The organism is Capnocytophaga genosp. AHN8471, assembly GCF_016806945.1.
Classification (GTDB): domain Bacteria; phylum Bacteroidota; class Bacteroidia; order Flavobacteriales; family Flavobacteriaceae; genus Capnocytophaga; species Capnocytophaga periodontitidis.
The window spans coordinates 12,020-31,639 of sequence record NZ_JAESPJ010000025.1 but is presented as its reverse complement, the minus strand read 5'-3'; the positions used below and the strand labels follow the sequence as shown (position 1 = coordinate 31,639).

Sequence of the window (19,620 nt, the reverse complement as noted above, 5' to 3'; positions counted from 1 at the left end):
CTAAGATTTGTTTTTTATTTTTCGCCGTTTGGCAGTAGCACGTTTCATTCTTCTGGTAAAATCCTCTTCTTCGTAATCTACCCCTTGATCATCCAAAGAGAAAAGAGTAAAGAAAGCATTTAAGGCTGAGTCCTTGCCAAAATCCTCTTGGTAATGTGTCCAAGAAGTATCAGAGAAAGTATCCTCTTCAACAGTGCTTGTATTGCTTTGATTTTTACTTGCATAAGGAGTTACAGACGGCATATTTACCTCAGAGGTTAAAGTAGGAGCAGGCTCTTCTAACGATTTTAGCCACTGATGAAAAACATTGGCAGAAAACTCCTTCCCCAGCTGAGAGCCATTATACACACATCGGCTGTTGTGGTCAATAAAGGTTACTCCGTAGGTTCTCCCCTCTTTGTTTTTACGAAAGACGACCTCTATCCATTTAGCTTTTAGTTCTTGAACAAATTCACTTTTACTATGAGTTGTTTCTTTGGCAAAGGTGATATGTGCCTTTAAGGAAGTGGTGTCCTGTCCTTTTAGGTATTCGTGTCCCTTTTGCAAGTGTTTTTCGATATAAGGTAAGCTCAGTGTTTTTCCGAGCTTGGAGGCTTTAAAAGGATGGCTTGCCTTATTGCCATTTTCATCCAATACCACATATACCAAACCTTTTTTAGGAACGCCTTGCAGTTCGCCTTCTACCTTTTCTACCGCTATGTTAAACTGATTGAGCAAGGCGTTGAACGTTCCTAACGAGGCAAAATGATAGTGTTTTAGCAATTGTTTTACAGTATGTATCAACTCCTTTTTAAGGTCGTTTTGTCGGTAATCTAAGGGTATTAATTTAGACAAAGGCAAGAACTCATCATCTGTTAGCTGTGAATCATTGGTGATAGCAGGGATAAGTTGGTATTTCGTTTCCAACTCTCGGCATACTTTCATTGAGCGTATTTTTTCAAAAGCATCAGGGATTTTCTTGCCATACTCATCTATTCCCAGCGATACAATGTGAATGTGTTTGCGCTCAATATCTGAATGTTTGTAAACCACAAAAGGTTGGTTGCCAAAGCCCATCTGTTCCATATAGTCAGTAGCCAACTTTACAAAGGTCTCGTCGCTTACCTTATCGTTAGGATCGGGATTGAGGGAAATGTGCAGGATAGGTTTTTCTGTCCTTATGTTGGCATAGAGATAAGGTGCAAAGGAGCGAGACACTTCCGAAATGCCCACATTTCCTTGCAGAGGTCGTATCACTTTTTGAGCGTATAACACCTCACCTTGTCCTTTAGATACCTTGTTGTGATTGTACAAAAGTACTCCTAACAGCTGTCCTCCTCGATGTACTTTTGCTATCATAAACTGCTGTTTTTCTTCTTAAAAACTACTTTAGTTTTTGCTTCATTTGCTGCGAAAGCTCTAATATTTGTTTGCAGATAGCAATCAATTGGGTAGTTTCTTTCTCCAATTTATAGAGGTAAGCAGCCGCTTTCTTCTCCGAAAAATTACGGTAGAGTATCTTTACAATCTGATTGTAATTGACCCCTACCGAACGAAATTGTGCATAGAGTTCAGTGAGTTTGGTGTAATAATCTAAAGCAGATTTATCAATTTTCACCACTTTTATCTCTCGGTTAAAAAGCAAAGAGGTAATAAAATGTGCTTTGACTTTCATTCCTGATTGCTCGAAAAGCGAGAGAAACTGATTGTTTTCTTCTTCATTTAATCTAAAGACATATCTAAAAGAAGCAGGATTTATCTTTTTGTTCCTACCTGTGGGGCGTTTGTGAGTTGTTTTCTGTAAGGTCATATAAATTCAGTATTATTAAAAAACCACGACTTTGGAGTGCGTTTTAAGCTCCCTGCAAGGGCAAGTGGTTTTGAGGTGCCTACACGCCTAATGCGTGCCTCAAAACACAACTTGCTCTGTTCTGGTGAACAGAAAATTCTCCCTAACGGTCGAATTTTAATTAGCCATAAAGAGAGAAATTAACACTACGAGCGGGTAAAATGATTTCAGGGTGCAAAACAAGTGATTTCTTAGCAAAGGATTTGTATATAACACAAAGCCAATCACTTCCTTACAAAGCCATTTACAACCCTACATAAGGCTGTATGTATATTTGTATGTTCCTTTGCACCTGCATACCAAAGCAAGTATGTACAAAAGTAAAAACGCAATTAGGTAGCTATGTAGCTACAAAGCTATAAAGCTACAGAAGTATGTATGTACATACGCAAGTAATTAGATAATTAGTCAATTATTTATGTGAGTAAATACTTACTTATAGAGGCAGTTAGATAATTGGCTAATTACAGATAGTTGTATTTGAATAGCTATGCACTTATATACTTACTGAATTACAAACATATTTAAACACATATATATGACATCAACGACAAAATTCATTAGCTTTTCTACCCAGAAAGGAGGGGTAGGAAAAAGCACTTTTACCACCTTAGTAGCCAGCTTGCTACATTACCGAATGGGCTATAATGTAGCAGTGATGGATTGTGATTATCCACAATACAGCCTACACCGAATGCGAGAACAAGACCTCAAAACAGTGATGAACAACGAGCATTTTAAGAAAGCTGCTCATAGACAGTTTAGTGAGCTAAACAAAAAGGCATATCCCATAATACAATGTAAGCCTAATGAAGCCCTTGAAAAGGCACAACAGCTTATCGCAGAGACACCTTTTCCTATAGAGGTTATCCTTTTTGATATGCCAGGGACAGTAAACACCGCAGGGATATTGACCCTGCTAGCTCAAATGCATCACATTTTCTCACCTATCACTGCCGATAGAGTGGTGATTGAAAGTACTTTGAGTTTTACTGAGGTACTTTCCAATATCATCGCTAAGAATACCGAAAGTACTATTAAAAGCGTGCATTTGTTTTGGAATCAGGTAGATGGGAGAGAAAAATCGCCTTTGTACAAGATTTATGAGCAAGTGATTGCTGATTTAGGTTTGAACCTAATGCAAGCCTACATATCTGATAGCAAGCGTTTCCGAAAAGATGGCACAGAAAACCAACGATTGGTATTCCGTTCTACCTTAATGCCTGCTGATGAGAAGTTGATGAGTGGTTGTCATTTGGACGACTTTATTAATGAGTTGGTACAGATTATTCAATAAACCCTAAAGATATGAAGACAGTAAAACCTATAGACGAAAACGAACTAATGGAGCTAATGGCAGGCAAGCAACCCACGCCTGCCCCTGCCATTGCTACGGTTCCAATAGAGACAGAGAAAACACCCCAGAAACCAGCTTCTACCAAGAAGAAAAAGGCAGAACTCTACGAGTATGAAAGTTATTTTTTTGAGCAGGGAGAGACTTCAGCAAGGGAAGGAAAATCAGTGTATATACGCCCAGAGTTTCACCAGCGAATAGCCCGCATTGTACAGGTGATAGGAGAAGATAAGATCAGTCTGTATAACTATTTGGACAATGTACTTAAAGCGCATTTCGAGCTGTATCAAGAGGAAATTACACAGAGTTTTGAACAGAAATACAAACCTATATTTTAACAATGGAAAAGATAATTATTTTACTGCTTATTGTGGTGATTTTGTTGTTGCTATCAGACAAAATGCCTATAACACATTCTAAAAAGAGAGCTCCCAAACCTAAAGCTACCCCTATACCCAAAACAGCTCATTTAACTTCGGTAATGGGGGAAAGCAGGTTTGTGCCTCCTGCAAAGGTAATCTCTACAGCTATCTCCTTAACAGAAAAAGAGCAACAGGATATTCTGACAGAATGGGATGAGGACCCCACCATAAACCTTGAAGATGAAGAAGAGGATTTGCGCAGTTATCGCACAGAGGCAGAGGACAATGATTTTGCTACGGGGCTTTCGTTTGAGGACTTGGAAAAGGTTGCTACTTTCCTCTCTGAGGATAAAGAAGAGGTTACCACCGAGAACATAGAGTTACTGCAAAAAGTAGAGGGCACAAGCCTATTAGAAGCCATAGAAAAAGCCTTACCCCAAGCGACACTTAAAGTAAGTGCGCTCTTGGAGAAGGCGTTGCCTAAAACCGTGGAAAGTAAAACGGAGTTTGATATTAGGGAGTTTGTGTGAGTTAAAAAGACAGTGTTGAGATGATTCCAATCAAGCCCTCCAAGAAAAATCAATCATAGTTAAATACCATTTGTTTTCTATCTTTGTTACATAAAAAACAAAATTAGCTGTATAAAAACGATTATTAAAACTTGACTTCTTCTTCCAAGAAGCAATAATACAACGTGTATTTTTTTCTATATTTTTAGCTTTTTTTAATTCTAATAATACTATTTTTCTTTCTTTTGGAGATAGTGGAGTAGTTTCTAAATAAACATTTATATAATAAGTTAATTTTTTCTGTGCTTCTAAATTGTCTACAAAGAATATTCCTGTTTTAGGTATATATTCAGTAGGAATAATATTTTTAGTTACTTTTTCAATAGGAACCTTTCCTACACCAATCTTTTCTATCGCTAATTCTTTTCTGTCATAACCACTTATAAAAGTTTTTTCCTTTTCTTGATATAAAGTATCAAGATAAATCTTCTTCTGATTACTCCAATATACATCACCTCCTGGAGAATAGAGAAAATACAATCCTATTTTTGGATGGATAAGTTTGTTTAATCTAATGGTATCTTTCTTATTATAAAATTGAATAATTCCATAAACAGTTTCTTCAAATTTTTCTTGATCTATATCATTATTTTCAATATAAGAATAGAAAATTTGCAATGAATCAATAACATTTAAAGTATCTTGTACAAAAGATAAATTATTATTTAGAGATAATGTTTCTTTTTGAAGTTCATTTACTAAATTTACCTTTTTATTATCAAGACAAGAAAAACTCAATGATATAAAAAAAAGAATAAGACAATACTTCATAATGCTAAATTTTAGAAATGATAGTTTCATATAGAAGACGACCTTCTCCAGCTCTTTTAATTTGGATATCTTCGTGGCATAGAATATCTTCTTTTGTGAGGTTATATTCTTTTAACAACACACGTATTAAACATATTAAGGAATTTATTTGTTTATCTGTTGGCATATCCCATTGATGGGTTCCGTTATCAAATTTATATGATTTAGATAAGTTATTATTGCCTTCAGGAAACTTGTATTTTGAACTAAACCAATTACCTTTCTTATCTTTATCAAAACACATTCCTACTACTTCAATACCAATAGAATTAGATTTCAAGATATCCCTCCTATCAGTTCTTGCTGTCTCATCCATAATATGAGCAGCAACTTCATTTAGAGGTAGAGATTGAAAAATTTGTCCATCTATGCCTCTAAACCCATCAATATAAAAATGAGCTCCAATAGTTGAACTAACAGCTCCAGCTGTTGAATAGCCAGATGTTCTATGTAACACAATAGCTTTTACTTTTTCCATTTTACCTTGGGAAATAATTTTAGAACCTTTCACTTGATAAACAACATTATTATCTCGTAAATCTTTTAAATAGTTGTTCTCTATTCTATAAGCGCAACATTTACAAAATTTTATTTTAAACCATTTCCCTTCTCCAAAAAAATGATAAAAATAAGAATCTTTATATATAAATTCTTTTATTGATTTTAAAGAATATTGGGGATTAAAATCCCTAATCCCCCAAGTAAGTTGTATAAATGTATTTAAAGGGGATAAACTTTCTAACATTCCCATTTTTTCTTTATCTTGGGTATATAAGTCAATTTCAGCAATAGCCGTATAAACAACTTCACCTTCTTTTTGATTTGAACTTATAGTCATTTCTATTGTATCTACCTCTTTTCCTTTTTGTTGAACTTTAAAAACTTCTCCTTTGTTAGATTCCTTGTTACAAAAACATAAACGCAATTTTAAGTATAGAAGTGTAGCTACCCTTTGAGGCACCTCTACAACAACAGAAACTTTTTGATAAAGATATGCTTCCTCTAATTTTTCAAGTAGTATACCTTTATCTTTTTCGACAACTTTTGCAAAATACACATCTAAAATAGGATCTATTATCCCCAGCTGTGGAGCTTTTATAACTAAATTTGCCATGATATTATTATTTTTGTTGTGGGATTACTTTTAATTTTTCTTGCTGTATATTTCCATTGATAGTGAGATTTGCAAGTATATCATCTTCTAAAACTTGCCCTTCATACTCAAAATCTTTTGTATTATCAGATAAGTCAATATCAACTGTTTTTCCTATCATATTTTTAGTTTCCAAAACCAAATAGACTTCTTCACCTATTATGGTTTCTTTAATTTTATTACCTTCTAAGTCTGTATAGTATTTGGCTATGAATTCTGGTTAATCATTCAGCAACTATTGGGTCTTCTCTTTAGGCTTCACATAGTCAAAAGTAATAGCATAGTATTCGGAGTTGATAATAAACTTATGGTCATACACACGCTCGCGAGCAAAGATTTCAAGGGTAGTTACCATCCCCTTTTCTTGGTCGTAATCTACCCTAAAACTCGTCACAAGAGCTTCAGTAAGTTCATACTGCAAGAACTCTTGTCCATAAAAAGTCTCGTCATAAAAGATAATCGTACCGTTGTACCACTGCCCTTTTAGCGATGGATAGTTCTTATTTCTACCATACATCCAGTCTGCAAAAAAGTCATCTCCTTCTTCTGTTAGGAAAGAAATCTTAAAGAAGTGTGCTATAGGGAGACTATCGGGATAACCCTTCTTACAAACAGTTTTGCTGTAGGAAGTGGTGAGACTAAGCAACTTTCTTTGATGTCCTGCTATGTTGAGTATGCCTATCATTGTGGATGATGATTTATGATTTATAAAGAATATGGCAAAGATAGTATTTTATTTTAACAGGGCAAAATTATTTTTTCTTTTTAGTGTTTGATATTAGGGAGTTTGTGTGAGAGTAGCTATGTCGCACAGAATTTCATTTGCTACGGCAAAGATAGGTTGTTTCACCCATAACTTCTTATTTCCTATGATATAACAGCGTTTTTTAGCTCGTGTTACAGCAACATTGAGCATATTAGGTTTCTCAGAAGCCCATCTACGAGATCCTTCTCTATTGGGTTGGCTACCTAAAACTAAGAATACTACATCAGCTTCTTTTCCTTGAAAAGTATGGATAGTGCCACAAAGTAATTTTGGGTCATTAAACCTTTCTCTTAATACTCTGTCACATTCTTTAGCTACAGCTTTGAAAGGAGAAATTACATAAACATTGTCTTGGTATGTCTCCCTTAATTCAGCTATTTTTTGTGTAAGGAACTCTATTTCCTCCTTTATCACTTGAGAGTCTCCTTCTCCACCTCCTACTACATCAAACCAACAAGAAGTCCCTAAATATTTTTCAGAAGACTTTTCTGTAGAGGTTCCTAATACCATTTGATCTTGATACGCAATTTTATTAGCTATAGAAAACATAGGGTCTTGACATCTTCTGTGTGTTCTGAGAGGGAAGCCTGTCCAAGTGTTTTCATCTATTTGGGTACCATAAACAGATATTCTGTCGGCTAACCTCTGAACAGAAGATGCATAAGGAGACCATACTTCTGAAATACCCTTATCATTTCTGAATTTATTGACCAAATTTTTAGATATTGTAACCACAGGTTCTATTTGTAGCGGGTCTCCTACTATTACACATCTCTTAGAACGTTGTATGAGTCCTACAGCAGATTGTGGAGTAGCTTGTCCTGCTTCATCAATAAGTAACCATCCAATTTGATTCTTATTAATATTAGGGAAAAGCCTACTTGCAGAAGCTAAGGAGGTAGAGACAACAGGAACACATAAGAAGAAAGAATCCCATAAAATACTTGTTAGTTCCTTAGAAACCGTAGCTCTTCCTAAAATCATTTCAAAGAATGATTTTAGGTTATTCTTAAATTTCTTAGCATTGGCTAAGATAGCATATTTGTGTATTTCTAATGCTTTTAGAAAAATCTGACTACGTAAAGTTGCTACTTTTTCAGAATGATATGGACTAAGTAAGTGTATTTCTTTTAAGTCTTTAGAAGTAAATTCCTCATTGAATAGATTTTTTGTTTCAATCCCATATTTATTGATTAGTTCTTCTAAATTATTATCACTTACCTTGTTTCTTGGAGAGAGTATTCCTGTCTTAAGACAATTTACAAAAGCCCCCAAAGCAGATTTTGTATTTTCTGTTTTATTATCCTCTAAGTATTGGTTAGCTGCCTTCTTCTTAAACTCTTCAAAAGACAACAACAATTGTTTGAATTCTTTTACAGAATTGTTGAAAAGTTCTTGGTTTTTAGTTTCATTATTGAGGTTCTCTTCTAATGTTGTAGAAAAGTCTCTTTCATTTTCTTTATAGTTCCACCAGAAGTTATTGTAAAAAGCAATTTTGTTAGCAGAATTACCCAAAGCAGCGGCTAAGATACCCCAATTTTCCTTATCGGTTATCTTAGAGGCGCAATCAGCAAAATAGTCTGCTTCAGGGAAAGAGTTTTTGTCAATTTTTTCTGCTTGTGGCAACTCCTTACTGATATTTTCTACTGCTGAATTATTGTTGCTTGCTACTACTATTCCAAAATTGTTAAGCAATTTAGGAGCAAGTTTGTATATAAAGAGATAAGAGGAATCACTTATATCTACTTTCTGATGTCCATTGAATAGCTTATCGCAACCTAAATCAGCTAAAACTTTAGCTCTTCTTACAATAACTTCAGCAATAACATCTAAAAGTAAAGTTGTTTTGCCTGTACCTGGAGGTCCATTTACACCTTGTACCCCAGAATACTCAAGTTCCGAAAGAATAGTATTTACAGCTCCCATTTGTGCAGTACATAAGCCATGTTCAATTTTCGATGGCCATCTACCCGCTGTGAGGTTCTGCGGATTTATAGTGTTAAACAGATACTGTTTGTTTTGTATTAAATCTTGCTTTTTATCAGCTACAGAAAGACTTAAATAACTTTGTAAAGTAGGACTAAAATCATTTGAAGCAATAAGTCTGTTCAAATCATCTAAGAAAAAACTATTTAGGAAAGGAACTTCAGATTCAGTATCTTTTTTAACTTGTTTTTCAAGAACGTATACTTCAATATCTTGCGTGAGCCAAGGATTTTCTTCTTTTAAGTAGGCTATTTCATTTTTGATATGTTCCCAAGAAACAGTATCGCCTGTTGGTATTTCTTCTTTAGCTTCATTAAATTGAGGTATATTGTACCTTTCTAAAAATTTTAAACTACTCTCTTCTAATTCTTCTTTTACAAGAGATAAATCTTTCCTTCTTGTAAGAAGCGTTAACCCTACCACATAACTTGCTATTGTATAACTTTTGAAGTTGGGTTTTCCTTCTTCATCAAGGTTTATACAGGACAAACAAGTGTAGCCATCAATAGGTTCTTCCCATTCCTCTTTTACTTTATTTTTTAGTAGATTATCTACATACGCTACTATCGTTTTTTGAGAGATTTTACCAAAAAATAGAGTGTAACTCCATTTTTTGTTTTTCTCTGTTGGGCGAGTTTGTTGCCAAGGCAATGAAGAAAAGGTCTTCAATGGATAAAGCCTTCCTTGTCCTTGATTGGCTTTGGGAAAGTTTGGAAGGTTGAAAATTTCAACATCTCTCCAGAAGTGTAGTATGTCTTGCTGATTCATATCTTGTTAAAGTTAAAATCCATACTTTTTTTCTCTATTTTTAAAGGCTGTTTCTCCTCCTTCGAGTATTTCACAAATATGCTGTCTAATTCCTTGACTATATAGAATTTCACTTATAGTGTTATCTTTTTCCATTGAAGATTCTATACTTCCAAAGATATAATCAAATTTCCTATTATTCTTATTTGGAGAGTTTACGCCTTGCTGATTCGAAACTATAACTAATTCGCTATCCGCTCCGATGACAATATTGGAATTATGTGTAACTATAATAACTTGCCTTTCTTTTTTCTTGCTTTTTATATAAGTTACTAATTCATTATAAATAGCTCTATTATCTAAGTCGTCTTCAGGTTGGTCAATCAATATAGGACATTCTTTTTTGCTGAAATCTAATAGTAACATTAAAATGATAAAAGCTTTCTTACCTTCTGACATAGCCTTAAATTTATCAGTGTCATATTCTATTTCGTAAGAAATATTAAAGAAATTAGTTCCTAATAGTTCTTTTATGAGTTTTTGATTGTCATATCCTCCTTTTAATGTTATAGAATTAGATAATAATAACTCAAACATACTAGAGATATCTTCAAATAGTTCTTGAGTTGTATTTATTGATTTTTCAATAATTTGTTTTCCTTGAACACCTTGTTGATTTATGCTACTATACAAGATATTTTTGTATTTTGGAAAATCTGTATTTATTGTGGCTGTTATTTTTAACCTTCCAGAAGAAACAGATAATTCATTTTGTATTCTTTGTAATTCTGTATAATATTTTTTTGAATTTTCTATAATAGAGGATTTTAATGAATTAATAAAATTATCATATTCATCTCTTTGTTTTTCTAATTCTGTTATTTTTTCAAGTTTACTATTTTCTATTTTATACTTTTCTTCCTTTTCTTTATACTGTTGGTTACTATCAATAACGGACTTACCTTTTAAATATAACTCATCTTTTTCTATACTTTCATTCCTTTCTTTTATTCTCACTATTTCAGTTTCTTTTTGTGCTAAAATAGTTTCTATTTTTTCATTCCATTCTTCTGAATATCTTTGTTTTAAATCTAAGTATACCCTATTAACTTGATCCCTAATATCTTCCGTTAAGTCTATAAGATTAAGACTTATATCATTTATTATTGAAAGAGATTTTAATGCAGAAAGAGATATTTTTTGTTGTTCTATTTCTCGAATAGAACTAATGTTTTTATCATATTCATTTTTTAAATTAGAATAACTAATCAATTCATTACTTGTAATCTGTATTTTAGCCTTTAAACTCTCTAACTCTGTTGATAATTTTTCTTTTTCTTTGGTAACACCTTCTTTATCACCTATTTCTGTCATACTCTTTTGAATACTATCAATAGTAGATTTTGCTTTAAATAGTTTATTAATATCTTCTATTATTTTACTATTGTTATCTGAGCTAAATGATTGATATGCTTCTATTTTTGTTTTCTTGTTTGCATCTTGTATTATAATGTTTTCTACCAATTTATTCAATTCATTGGAATCTTTAGCTAACTGGTACATATAGCTCTGTGGAAAATATTCAATGTCGCGTGTGCTATTTTCATCACCATCTTTCCAAAATATTTTCATACTTGATACTATTTCATCTATATATTGAGAATATTCTGTATTATCAAGTTTTACTTCTTTATCTGAGTTAAGTTTTTTAGCAATTGCACCAAGTAATATGGATTTTCCAGTAGATCTTCCTCCTATAATTGTGTTTAAGTTGGGATTTAAGAAGATAGTTTTATATTCTTCATTTTCTTCTTCTATAGTTTCTTTATTTCCTTTTTTCTCTATTTTCTCTTGAAAGTCTTCATGGTAAATTTCTATTCTATCAATAACTTGATAACCTGACTTTTCTTCAGGTTTGTTCTCTTGTATTCTTACTCTTTCTGTTGGTTCATAAATTATTTGTTTTAATCCTTCAAAAGTAGGATCTGCTTTTATCCAACAGTTTTCTTTTAAGGAATAATTCTTTATATCATGATTGTCTGAACAAATTATTATTGGTAATTTAAATCCTATAGAAGGGAAAACTTTTTCTTGATAAACCTTTTCATCTTCAGGTTTTCCTAGCTCTAAAATGCTTACATAATCAGACAAAAGAGTTGTTTTTGTTTCTTGTTTCACTAAAAGATTACTTTTTATACTTTCAATTGAATTACTCTTACTCCCTGCGTGAACAGATATTATTCCTCCTAATTCAATGATTGTTTTACAAGTATCTACAAAATTACAAACTATTCTTTCATTTCCTTTGCACTCTATATCAGCTTTAGTTAGATTATGTTTTCCTTGTATTTTTGTCCATATTGTACTAAAGTCTGATTTTTCTGAAAATATTCCAATAAAATGTATCGATTCAGAACCTCCCAATTCCGAACAAAATTCTACTCCAGGTAAGACGGTTATTCCTTTATCTTTACCAAGTAGTTGCAATTCTTGGATTCTATCTATATCCATTGTATGGTGGTCTGTTATTGCAACAACAGATATTTTATTTTCAGCTAATATATCTATAATTTTTTGGTTAGTTACACTTTTATCTTTATAATCATATGATGAAGGAGTATGAAAGTGTAAATCCCATTTTCTCCATTCAGAACCTCTATTTACTGCTATATTAGTAGTCATTGTTTATTCTTTTTTAATTCACGTTGCAAAGCTACAAAAAATTTCTTAAACAGCAAGCCATCCCCTGCCATTTTCAGCCACCTGCTACCACGTTTACTTATAGCTCTTTATCTCCCCTTACTTTTGCACCAAATTTTAAAATAACAGATTATCAATGAAGCGAAAATCAATTCTAAAACGACTCCTTCTGCTGACGATGATAGGAGTTACACAATTTTCCATTGCTCAGGGCAATGGCGTAGGAGGTATCAATGAAGCTACCCGTATGGTTACCTCGTATTTTGACCCTGCTACCAAGCTCATCTATGCCATAGGGGCTGTGGTGGGACTCATTGGTGGGGTGAAGGTGTATAACAAGTTTAGTAGTGGCGACCCCGACACCAGCAAAACTGCTGCCAGTTGGTTTGGGGCTTGTATCTTCCTAATTGTAGCGGCTACTATCTTGCGTTCGTTCTTCTTATAAATTATGGAGACAAAAAATAGCTATTCTATCAACAAAGGCATCGGCAGAAGTGTAGAGTTCAAAGGACTTAAAGCGCAGTACCTCTTCATCTTTGCAGGAGGACTGCTCTCGGTGCTTATCTTGGTGATGATCCTCTACACGATAGGGGTCAATTCTTTTGTATGCCTGGGGGTAGGCGTTAGTATGGTCAGCCTTGTGGTTTGGCAGACTTTTTCACTGAATCAAAAATACGGTGAACACGGCCTGATGAAACAAGCAGCTCGCAAACGCCACCCCAAATACCTACGCCACCAAAGATCACCACGCCAATTTATTCGTTACCCTAAACCTAAAACAACCCTCAATGAGAAATAGTTCTAAAATCAATACCTTAGAGAGTAAGTTCCCTATTCTTGCCATAGAACAAGACTGCTTACTCACCAAAGAAGCCGACATCAGCGTCGGCTTCGAGGTGCAGCTTCCAGAGCTCTTTACCATTTCGGGTGAGGACTATGAGATACTCCACTCACTTTGGCATAAGGCTATCAAAGTATTGCCACAGTATACCGTTATCCACAAACAGGACTGGTTTATCAAGGAACAATACGAACCTGAACTGCAAGGCGAGAATCTGAGTTTTCTCTCTCATTCGTATGAAAAGCATTTTAACGAACGTCCGTTCTTAAATCACAGATGTTACCTATTTATCACCCAAACCACTAAAAACCGAATGAGAGCCCAAAGCAACTTTTCCTCCCTTTGCAAAGGAAACTTCTTGCCTAAGGAGCTCACTAACCGAGAACACGCCACCCAGTTCTTGGAAGCGGTAGCACAGCTGGAACGCATCTTAAACGACTCTAACCTAATAAAACTCCGCCAGCTTAAAACGGAGGACTACATAGGTACTCCTCACAAAAAGGGACTCTTTGAGCAGTATCTCAGTCTTTCCACTAATGAGAAAGAGAGCCTGCAAGATATATGCCTCTCTGCCGAACAAATGCGCATTGGTAACCAAAGACTCTGTGTGCATACCTTATCAGATACAGAAGATTTGCCTTCTAAGGTACAAGCCGATAGCCGTTACGAGCGACTCTCTACCGATAAGAGCGATTGCCGTTTATCGTTTGCAGCTCCTGTGGGCTTGCTACTGAGTTGTAACCATATCTATAACCAATATCTGTTCTTGGACAATTCCGATGAGAACCTCAGACAGTTTGAGAAGTCAGCACGCAATATGCATTCACTTTCAAGATACAGCCGTAGCAACCAAATCAACAAAGAATGGATAGAGCAATACCTCAATGAGGCACACTCTTACGGACTTTCCTCTATCAGAGCGCACTTTAATGTGATGGCATGGTCGGACAACCCACAAGAGCTCAGGAGTATAAAAAACGATGTGGGTAGCGCTTTGGCGTCAATGGAGTGCAAGCCTCGCCATAACACCATTGATACGGCAACTCTCTATTGGGCAGGTATTGCAGGCAATGCTGCCGACTTCCCCAGTGAAGAGACTTTCTATACTTTTATAGAGCCCGCTTTGTGCTTTTTCACTCAGGAGACCAACTATCAAAGTTCTTCCAGTCCTTTCGGCATTAAGATGGCCGACAGGCTCACAGGCAAGCCTATCCACTTAGATATCTCCGATGAGCCTATGAAGAAAGGGATTATCACCAACCGCAATAAGTTCGTCTTAGGACCTTCGGGTAGTGGCAAATCCTTTTTCACGAACCACTTAGTAAGGCAATATTACGAACAAGGAACGCATATCGTTTTAGTAGATACAGGGAACTCCTACCAAGGGGTTTGTGAGCTTATTCACCACAAAACCAAAGGAAAGGACGGGATTTACTTTACTTATACCGAAGACAACCCTATTGCTTTTAACCCTTTCTACACCGATGATGGAGTGTTTGACATTGAAAAGCGAGAGAGTATTAAAACACTGATACTCACCCTTTGGAAGCGAGACAATGAGCCTCCTACACGTGCGGAAGAGGTAGCCCTTTCCAATGCAGTGAACCTTTACCTGCAATTGGTAAAAGACAATCCCTCGCACACGCCCTCTTTCAATGGCTTTTATGAGTATATCAAGAATGACTACCGAGCCATACTACAAGAGAAGCAGGTTAGAGAAAAAGATTTTGACTTGGCTAACTTCCTCAACGTGTTAGAGCCTTATTACAAAGGAGGTGAATACGACTATCTGCTCAATTCTGACAAGGAGTTAGACCTGCTCTCCAAACGCTTTATCGTCTTTGAAATCGATGCGATTAAAGACCACCCGATACTCTTTCCTGTGGTTACTATCATCATTATGGAGGTGTTTATCAATAAGATGAGACGTCTGAAGGGTATCCGCAAGATGATTCTCATCGAAGAAGCGTGGAAAGCGATTGCCAAAGAAGGAATGGCGGAGTACATCAAGTACCTATTCAAAACCGTGCGTAAGTTCTTTGGTGAGGCAGTGATTGTAACCCAAGAGGTAGATGATATTATCCATTCACCTATCGTGAAGGAATCTATCATCAACAACTCCGATTGCAAGATATTGCTCGACCAGCGTAAGTATATGAACAAGTTCGATGATGTTAGGACTTACCGAGAAAGAGAAGTCGCAAATCCTATCTATCAATCTCTCTAACGACTCTCGTCGCAAATACAAAGAAGTGTGGATAGGCTTAGGAGGCACACACTCTGCGGTATATGCTACAGAAGTAAGCCGAGAAGAATACTTTGCCTACACCACTGAAGAGAGCGAAAAACACCAAGTGATGGAACTCTCCGAGAAGTTAGACGGCAATTTGGAAAAAGCCATTGTACAAATGGCTAATGGACTGTAATAAACTAATAATCATACGTAAATCATAATAATTAAAGTCAATGAAAAAAATGTTATTAACGGGGCTTTTTGCTATAGCTATGCTGGCAAGCCCCAAACTAAGCGCACAATGGGTAGTAACTGACCCGACTAATTTTGCTCAGAGCATTATCAACACTACCCAGCAGATAGTGCAGACCTCCTCAACAGCTAAGAATATGCTCAACAACTTCCGAGAGGTGGAAAAGCTATACAACCAAGGCAAGGAGTATTACGATGCTCTGAAAAAGGTAAATAACTTGGTAAAAGATGCTCGCAAGGTACAGGAAACGGTGCTACTTGTCGGCGACATCTCCAAGATGTATGTAACCAACTTCAAGAAGATGAGCCAAGACCCTAACTTCTCCTCTCAAGAGTTGTCGGCTATTGCCAATGGCTACTCCAAGCTCTTGGGGGAAAGTTCTAAACTGCTCAAAGACCTGCAACAAATCGTCAATAGTTCTTCGCTATCGATGAACGACAAAGAGCGTATGGACATTATCGACAAGGTGCATAAGGAAGTGAAAGAGTACTATAATTTAGTACGCTACTACACCCAGAAAAACATCTCGGTAAGCTACCTACGTGCTAAGAAGCAAAACGATGCGCAAAAGGTACTTTCACTCTATGGAACGGAACTCAAATACTGGTAAAAACTGATAAATGGAAAATCTACACCAAATACTCCGTACTTTATACGATGAGATGATGCCCCTAACAGCTCAGATGTCTGCCATAGCCAAAGGCTTGGCAGGCTTAGGGGCACTGTTCTATGTGGCAATGCGTATATGGCAAGCCTTAGCCCGTGCCGAACCTGTGGATGTGTATCCCTTGCTCCGTCCCTTTGCCATAGGGCTGTGTGTGATATTTTTCCCTACTCTGGTGTTAGGAACAATGAATACAGTGCTAAGCCCTGTGGTAACGGGTACCCATAGCATCTTAGAAGGACAAACGCTCGATTTGCACAAACTACAAGAGCAAAAAGACCGATTAGAGCGAGAAGCACAATTGCGCAACCCCGAAACTGCCTATCTCGTCTCAGATGAAGAGTTTGACAAAAAGATTGATGAATTAGGTTGGATGCCCGAAGATATGGCTGTAATGGCAGGAATGTACATTGAAAGAGGGATGTATGACCTCAAGCAAAGCATCCGATCGTGGTTTCGTGAACTACTCGAAATGCTCTTTCAAGCAGCCGCTTTAGTGATTGACACCATACGCACTTTCTTTCTTGTGGTGATGTCTATTTTAGGACCTATAGCCTTTGCCATTTCGGTATGGGATGGATTTCAATCTACCTTACTACAATGGGTTACTCGTTATGTGAGTGTCTATCTATGGCTTCCTGTATCCGATTTGTTCAGTGCTATTTTAGCACGTATCCAATCCCTTATCTTACAACGAGACATCGAACAACTCTCCGACCCAAGTTTCATTCCTGATACTACCAACACAGCCTACATTATCTTTATGGTCATTGGTATCATAGGCTATTTTACCATTCCTACTGTAGCAGGTTGGATTATACAAGCAGGAGGTATGGGTAATTATGGTAGAAATGTAAACCAAGCTACCTCTAATGCGGGTAATATAGCAGGTGCAGGAGCTGGCTCTCTTTCAGGTAATATTACAGGTAGGTTAATGAAGTAAAAACAAGTCTAATTGAATACTAAAATTAATGGAATTTAAAATCTTTAGAAACATCGAAAACGGATTCAAGCAAATCCGTATGTATGCCATAGCCTTTGCAGTGCTCTGCTCAGGCGTGAGTATCTTCGCTGTAGGCTATGCCTATTACTTTGCTGAGAAACAGCGCGAGAAAATCTATGTGTTAGACAACGGTAAATCACTAATGCTGGCACTCTCTCAAGATGAGAAAATCAATCGCCCTGTCGAGGCTAAAGAACACGTGCGCAGGTTTCACGAACTCTTCTTCAACTTAGCCCCTGATAAAAAAGCAATTGAAGACAATACCAAACGTGCCTTCTTTATGGCTGATAAATCTGCCTTTAACTACTATAAAGATTTGGCTGAAAAAGGCTATTACAACCGCATCATCTCTGGCAATATTCTCCAAAGGGTAGTCATCGATAGCGTGCGCTGTAACTTTAATAGCTATCCTTATCAGGTAGAAACCTTTGCCAAACAGTTCATCACTCGTGCCAGCAACATCACCGAAAGGAGTCTTATTACCTCCTGCCGGTTGATTAACTCCGTGCGTTCTGATAATAACCCTCAAGGGTTTATCATCGAACAGTTCAATGTAATAGAAAACAAAGACCTTAGAACTGTAGAGAGATGATAGCCAAAATCCAAAGAGAGATACATTCTCTAAAAAAGCAAACCCAAAGCTATTGTCAGGGACTTTCACCCTCACAAAGAAAACGCTTGGTACTCTTAGCCTTTGCAGTCTACTCGCTGCTTACTCTTTTTATACTATGGCACGCTTACCAAGAGTACCACCAAGGCGAAGCCCCTGCCATACAGCATATTGACAACAAGGCTATTGTACCTACAGAGGGAAATACCCCAAAAAAGGATTCGTTAATTTTTAAACAACTTAATAATGGAAAAGAACACACCCCTTCCAGAGCAAAACGGTAATACCCCTGTCTCAGATAAGGCTAACGCTTCTTCTTCTACACCGAGTTTCTTGGTCAGTGAAGAAGAGGAAAAAGCCCTCCAAGAGCGCAATGAGGAAAAAGCCCTTGCTAAAAAACAACAACTCAAGAAAATTGTCATCTATGCCCTAATGGGGATAATCTTCCTCGCTTGTATGTATCTGCTTTTTGGTGGCGGAAGTGAGCAAGAGCAAACACAAGTAGGCATCAATGAGGCAATACCACAAGCTACCGAGACACTCTTGCCTTCTGATAAGGAAAAAGCCTACGAAGAAGCCCTCTTAGAAGAAAAAGAAGCTGATAAAAAAGCCTCTCTCAATGCGCTGTCAGACTATTGGCAGGAAGATGAAGGCGAGGAGTATCCTGAAGCTATCGAGGAGGAAGAAGAACCCTCCCCACGTTATCGCAAGGCTACCCCTAATGCCTTTGAGCGTTCTGCCCAGTCTTATCGCGATATTCACCAGACTTTAGGCAGTTTCTACCAAGACAATAGTGCTTACGAGGAGCAACAACGACTCAAAGAAGAGATAGCCTCACTCAAGTCTCAACTCTCCAACAAGCAAGATCCTACCTCTATAGATGCCCAAATGGCATTGATGGAAAAGTCTTATGAAATGGCTTCAAGATATTTGCCTAAAGGACAACAAAACCCCTCAATGATGGGTGGTGCAGGCTCGCAAGAGGGCGAGGGAAACAATAGTAGCGAAGCTGATAATGCAGAACAGAGTAAAAACATCGCTCCTGTCTATACCCCAGAGGAAAAGGTAGTCAGTCGTTTGCCCCGCAAGCAGTCCGAGAAGGAGGCTCTGCAAGAATGGGTAAAGGAGCAACAGACCGCTTTTTTCAATGGCGAGAGCTTTAAGCCACAAGGTAGTATCCTAAAGAATAGCATTCGCGCTTGTACGCATATTGAACAGCTATTAGGAGAAAACTCAAGGGTGCAACTAAGACTTTTAGAGCCTATACGAGTAGCAGGCATACTCATTCCTAAAGGAGAACTGCTTACAGCCTCTGCTAAAGTGAGTGGTGATAGATTGTTACTCACCGTAAAATCCTTAGAGTACAAGGGCAAAGTGATTCCTGTCTCTATAGCTGCCTACGACATCGATGGGCAACAAGGATTATACCTGCCCGCTTCTTCCGATGCCAATGCCTTTAGAGAGATAGCAGCAGGAATGAGCAAAAGTTCAGGGAGTAGCTTTACCTTTAGCTCTTCAGCCAAAGACCAAATTGTCTCTGAGCTGAGCAAAGGGGTCGTGCAAGGAGGTACGTCTTATCTTTCTAAAAAGATTGCACAGCCTTCCATAAGAGTTAAAGCAGGTTATCAGCTCCTACTCATCTCTAAAAAATAGCCTTTCAGACAAACCCATAAACATACAACAAAGCACAAAACAACACAATTATTTATTTTTCAACCTATTAAACACACTTAATATCATT

Annotated in this window: 18 protein-coding genes and 1 pseudogene; 11 read left to right on the top strand and 8 right to left on the bottom strand. The window is 36.8% G+C overall.

The genetic code is table 11. The annotated features are described in order from the left end of the window. Together mobB and mobA are read right to left on the bottom strand one after the other, a co-directional pair. Positions 1-1,338 carry a conjugal transfer protein MobB gene (gene mobB, locus JMN12_RS10310; RefSeq protein ID WP_203139028.1) on the bottom strand — a complete coding sequence of 446 codons (1,338 nt, stop codon included), beginning with the start codon at positions 1,336-1,338 and terminating at the stop codon, positions 1-3. Between the two features lie 25 nt (positions 1,339-1,363). Beyond that, the gene (gene mobA / locus JMN12_RS10305; protein ID WP_009744740.1) at positions 1,364-1,789 is read right to left on the bottom strand and encodes a conjugal transfer protein MobA; all 426 of its coding nucleotides are present in this window, start codon (positions 1,787-1,789) and stop codon (positions 1,364-1,366) included. Between the two features lie 577 nt (positions 1,790-2,366). Here mobA and JMN12_RS10300 point away from each other — a divergent pair. Genes JMN12_RS10300 through JMN12_RS10290 form a run of 3 tightly spaced genes read left to right on the top strand, consistent with a single transcriptional unit; the run spans position 2,367 to position 4,074 of the window. Next, on the top strand, positions 2,367-3,125 hold the full coding sequence (locus JMN12_RS10300; RefSeq protein ID WP_203139022.1) for a ParA family protein: 759 nt from the start codon (positions 2,367-2,369) through the stop codon (positions 3,123-3,125). 11 nt (positions 3,126-3,136) lie between these two features. After that, a complete protein-coding gene (locus JMN12_RS10295; RefSeq protein ID WP_203139020.1) occupies positions 3,137-3,520 on the top strand; it encodes a DUF3408 domain-containing protein in 384 nt (127 codons plus the stop codon). Positions 3,521-3,522: 2 nt separating this feature from the next. Then, positions 3,523-4,074, top strand: a complete 552-nt coding sequence (locus tag JMN12_RS10290) for a hypothetical protein (protein WP_203139018.1) — start codon at positions 3,523-3,525, stop codon at positions 4,072-4,074. Between the two features lie 30 nt (positions 4,075-4,104). Here JMN12_RS10290 and JMN12_RS10285 read toward each other — a convergent pair whose 3' ends face one another. From JMN12_RS10285 to JMN12_RS10260, 6 genes are all read right to left on the bottom strand, one after another. Beyond that, entirely contained in the window at positions 4,105-4,884 is a 780-nt protein-coding gene (locus JMN12_RS10285; protein ID WP_203139016.1) for a hypothetical protein, read from the bottom strand. Between the two features lie 4 nt (positions 4,885-4,888). Beyond that, the gene (locus JMN12_RS10280) at positions 4,889-6,037 is read right to left on the bottom strand and encodes an N-acetylmuramoyl-L-alanine amidase (protein WP_203139007.1); all 1,149 of its coding nucleotides are present in this window, start codon (positions 6,035-6,037) and stop codon (positions 4,889-4,891) included. Positions 6,038-6,044: 7 nt separating this feature from the next. Continuing rightward, positions 6,045-6,197 (bottom strand): hypothetical protein, encoded by a 153-nt coding sequence (locus JMN12_RS10275; RefSeq protein WP_203139005.1) that lies wholly within the window; start codon positions 6,195-6,197, stop codon positions 6,045-6,047. Positions 6,198-6,311: 114 nt separating this feature from the next. Next, a complete protein-coding gene (tssD, locus tag JMN12_RS10270) occupies positions 6,312-6,761 on the bottom strand; it encodes a type VI secretion system tube protein TssD (RefSeq protein ID WP_203139003.1) in 450 nt (149 codons plus the stop codon). Between the two features lie 93 nt (positions 6,762-6,854). Next, positions 6,855-9,596: a DEAD/DEAH box helicase gene (locus tag JMN12_RS10265; RefSeq protein WP_203139000.1), complete on the bottom strand. Its 2,742-nt coding sequence runs from the start codon at positions 9,594-9,596 to the stop codon at positions 6,855-6,857. 12 nt (positions 9,597-9,608) lie between these two features. Then, positions 9,609-12,257 carry a TrlF family AAA-like ATPase gene (locus JMN12_RS10260; protein WP_203138999.1) on the bottom strand — a complete coding sequence of 883 codons (2,649 nt, stop codon included), beginning with the start codon at positions 12,255-12,257 and terminating at the stop codon, positions 9,609-9,611. Positions 12,258-12,453: 196 nt separating this feature from the next. On the opposite strand from JMN12_RS10260, the gene JMN12_RS10255 reads away from it, so the two are divergent. The 8 genes and pseudogenes from JMN12_RS10255 (at position 12,454) to traM (ending at position 19,532) form a co-directional block, all read left to right on the top strand. Next, positions 12,454-12,720 (top strand): DUF4134 domain-containing protein, encoded by a 267-nt coding sequence (locus JMN12_RS10255; protein ID WP_074698907.1) that lies wholly within the window; start codon positions 12,454-12,456, stop codon positions 12,718-12,720. Between the two features lie 3 nt (positions 12,721-12,723). Further along, the gene (locus tag JMN12_RS10250; protein ID WP_203138998.1) at positions 12,724-13,074 is read left to right on the top strand and encodes a DUF4133 domain-containing protein; all 351 of its coding nucleotides are present in this window, start codon (positions 12,724-12,726) and stop codon (positions 13,072-13,074) included. Continuing rightward, positions 13,064-15,542: pseudogene (locus tag JMN12_RS10245) on the top strand (TraG family conjugative transposon ATPase). Before JMN12_RS10250 ends, JMN12_RS10245 begins: the two are co-directional and overlap by 11 nt. A 40-nt stretch (positions 15,543-15,582) precedes the next feature. Further along, complete coding sequence (locus JMN12_RS10240) at positions 15,583-16,212, top strand: DUF4141 domain-containing protein (RefSeq protein WP_009389083.1); 630 nt, start codon at positions 15,583-15,585, stop codon at positions 16,210-16,212. Positions 16,213-16,222: 10 nt separating this feature from the next. Further along, the gene (gene traJ, locus JMN12_RS10235; RefSeq protein WP_009389084.1) at positions 16,223-17,209 is read left to right on the top strand and encodes a conjugative transposon protein TraJ; all 987 of its coding nucleotides are present in this window, start codon (positions 16,223-16,225) and stop codon (positions 17,207-17,209) included. A gap of 28 nt (positions 17,210-17,237) precedes the next feature. Next, positions 17,238-17,861 carry a conjugative transposon protein TraK gene (gene traK, locus JMN12_RS10230; protein WP_009389087.1) on the top strand — a complete coding sequence of 208 codons (624 nt, stop codon included), beginning with the start codon at positions 17,238-17,240 and terminating at the stop codon, positions 17,859-17,861. Then, entirely contained in the window at positions 17,858-18,163 is a 306-nt protein-coding gene (locus tag JMN12_RS10225; RefSeq protein ID WP_009389096.1) for a hypothetical protein, read from the top strand. The genes traK and JMN12_RS10225 overlap by 4 nt, the downstream gene beginning before the upstream one ends. After that, positions 18,126-19,532 carry a conjugative transposon protein TraM gene (gene traM / locus JMN12_RS10220; protein WP_203138997.1) on the top strand — a complete coding sequence of 469 codons (1,407 nt, stop codon included), beginning with the start codon at positions 18,126-18,128 and terminating at the stop codon, positions 19,530-19,532. The genes JMN12_RS10225 and traM overlap by 38 nt, the downstream gene beginning before the upstream one ends. The last annotated feature ends 88 nt before the right edge of the window (positions 19,533-19,620 follow it).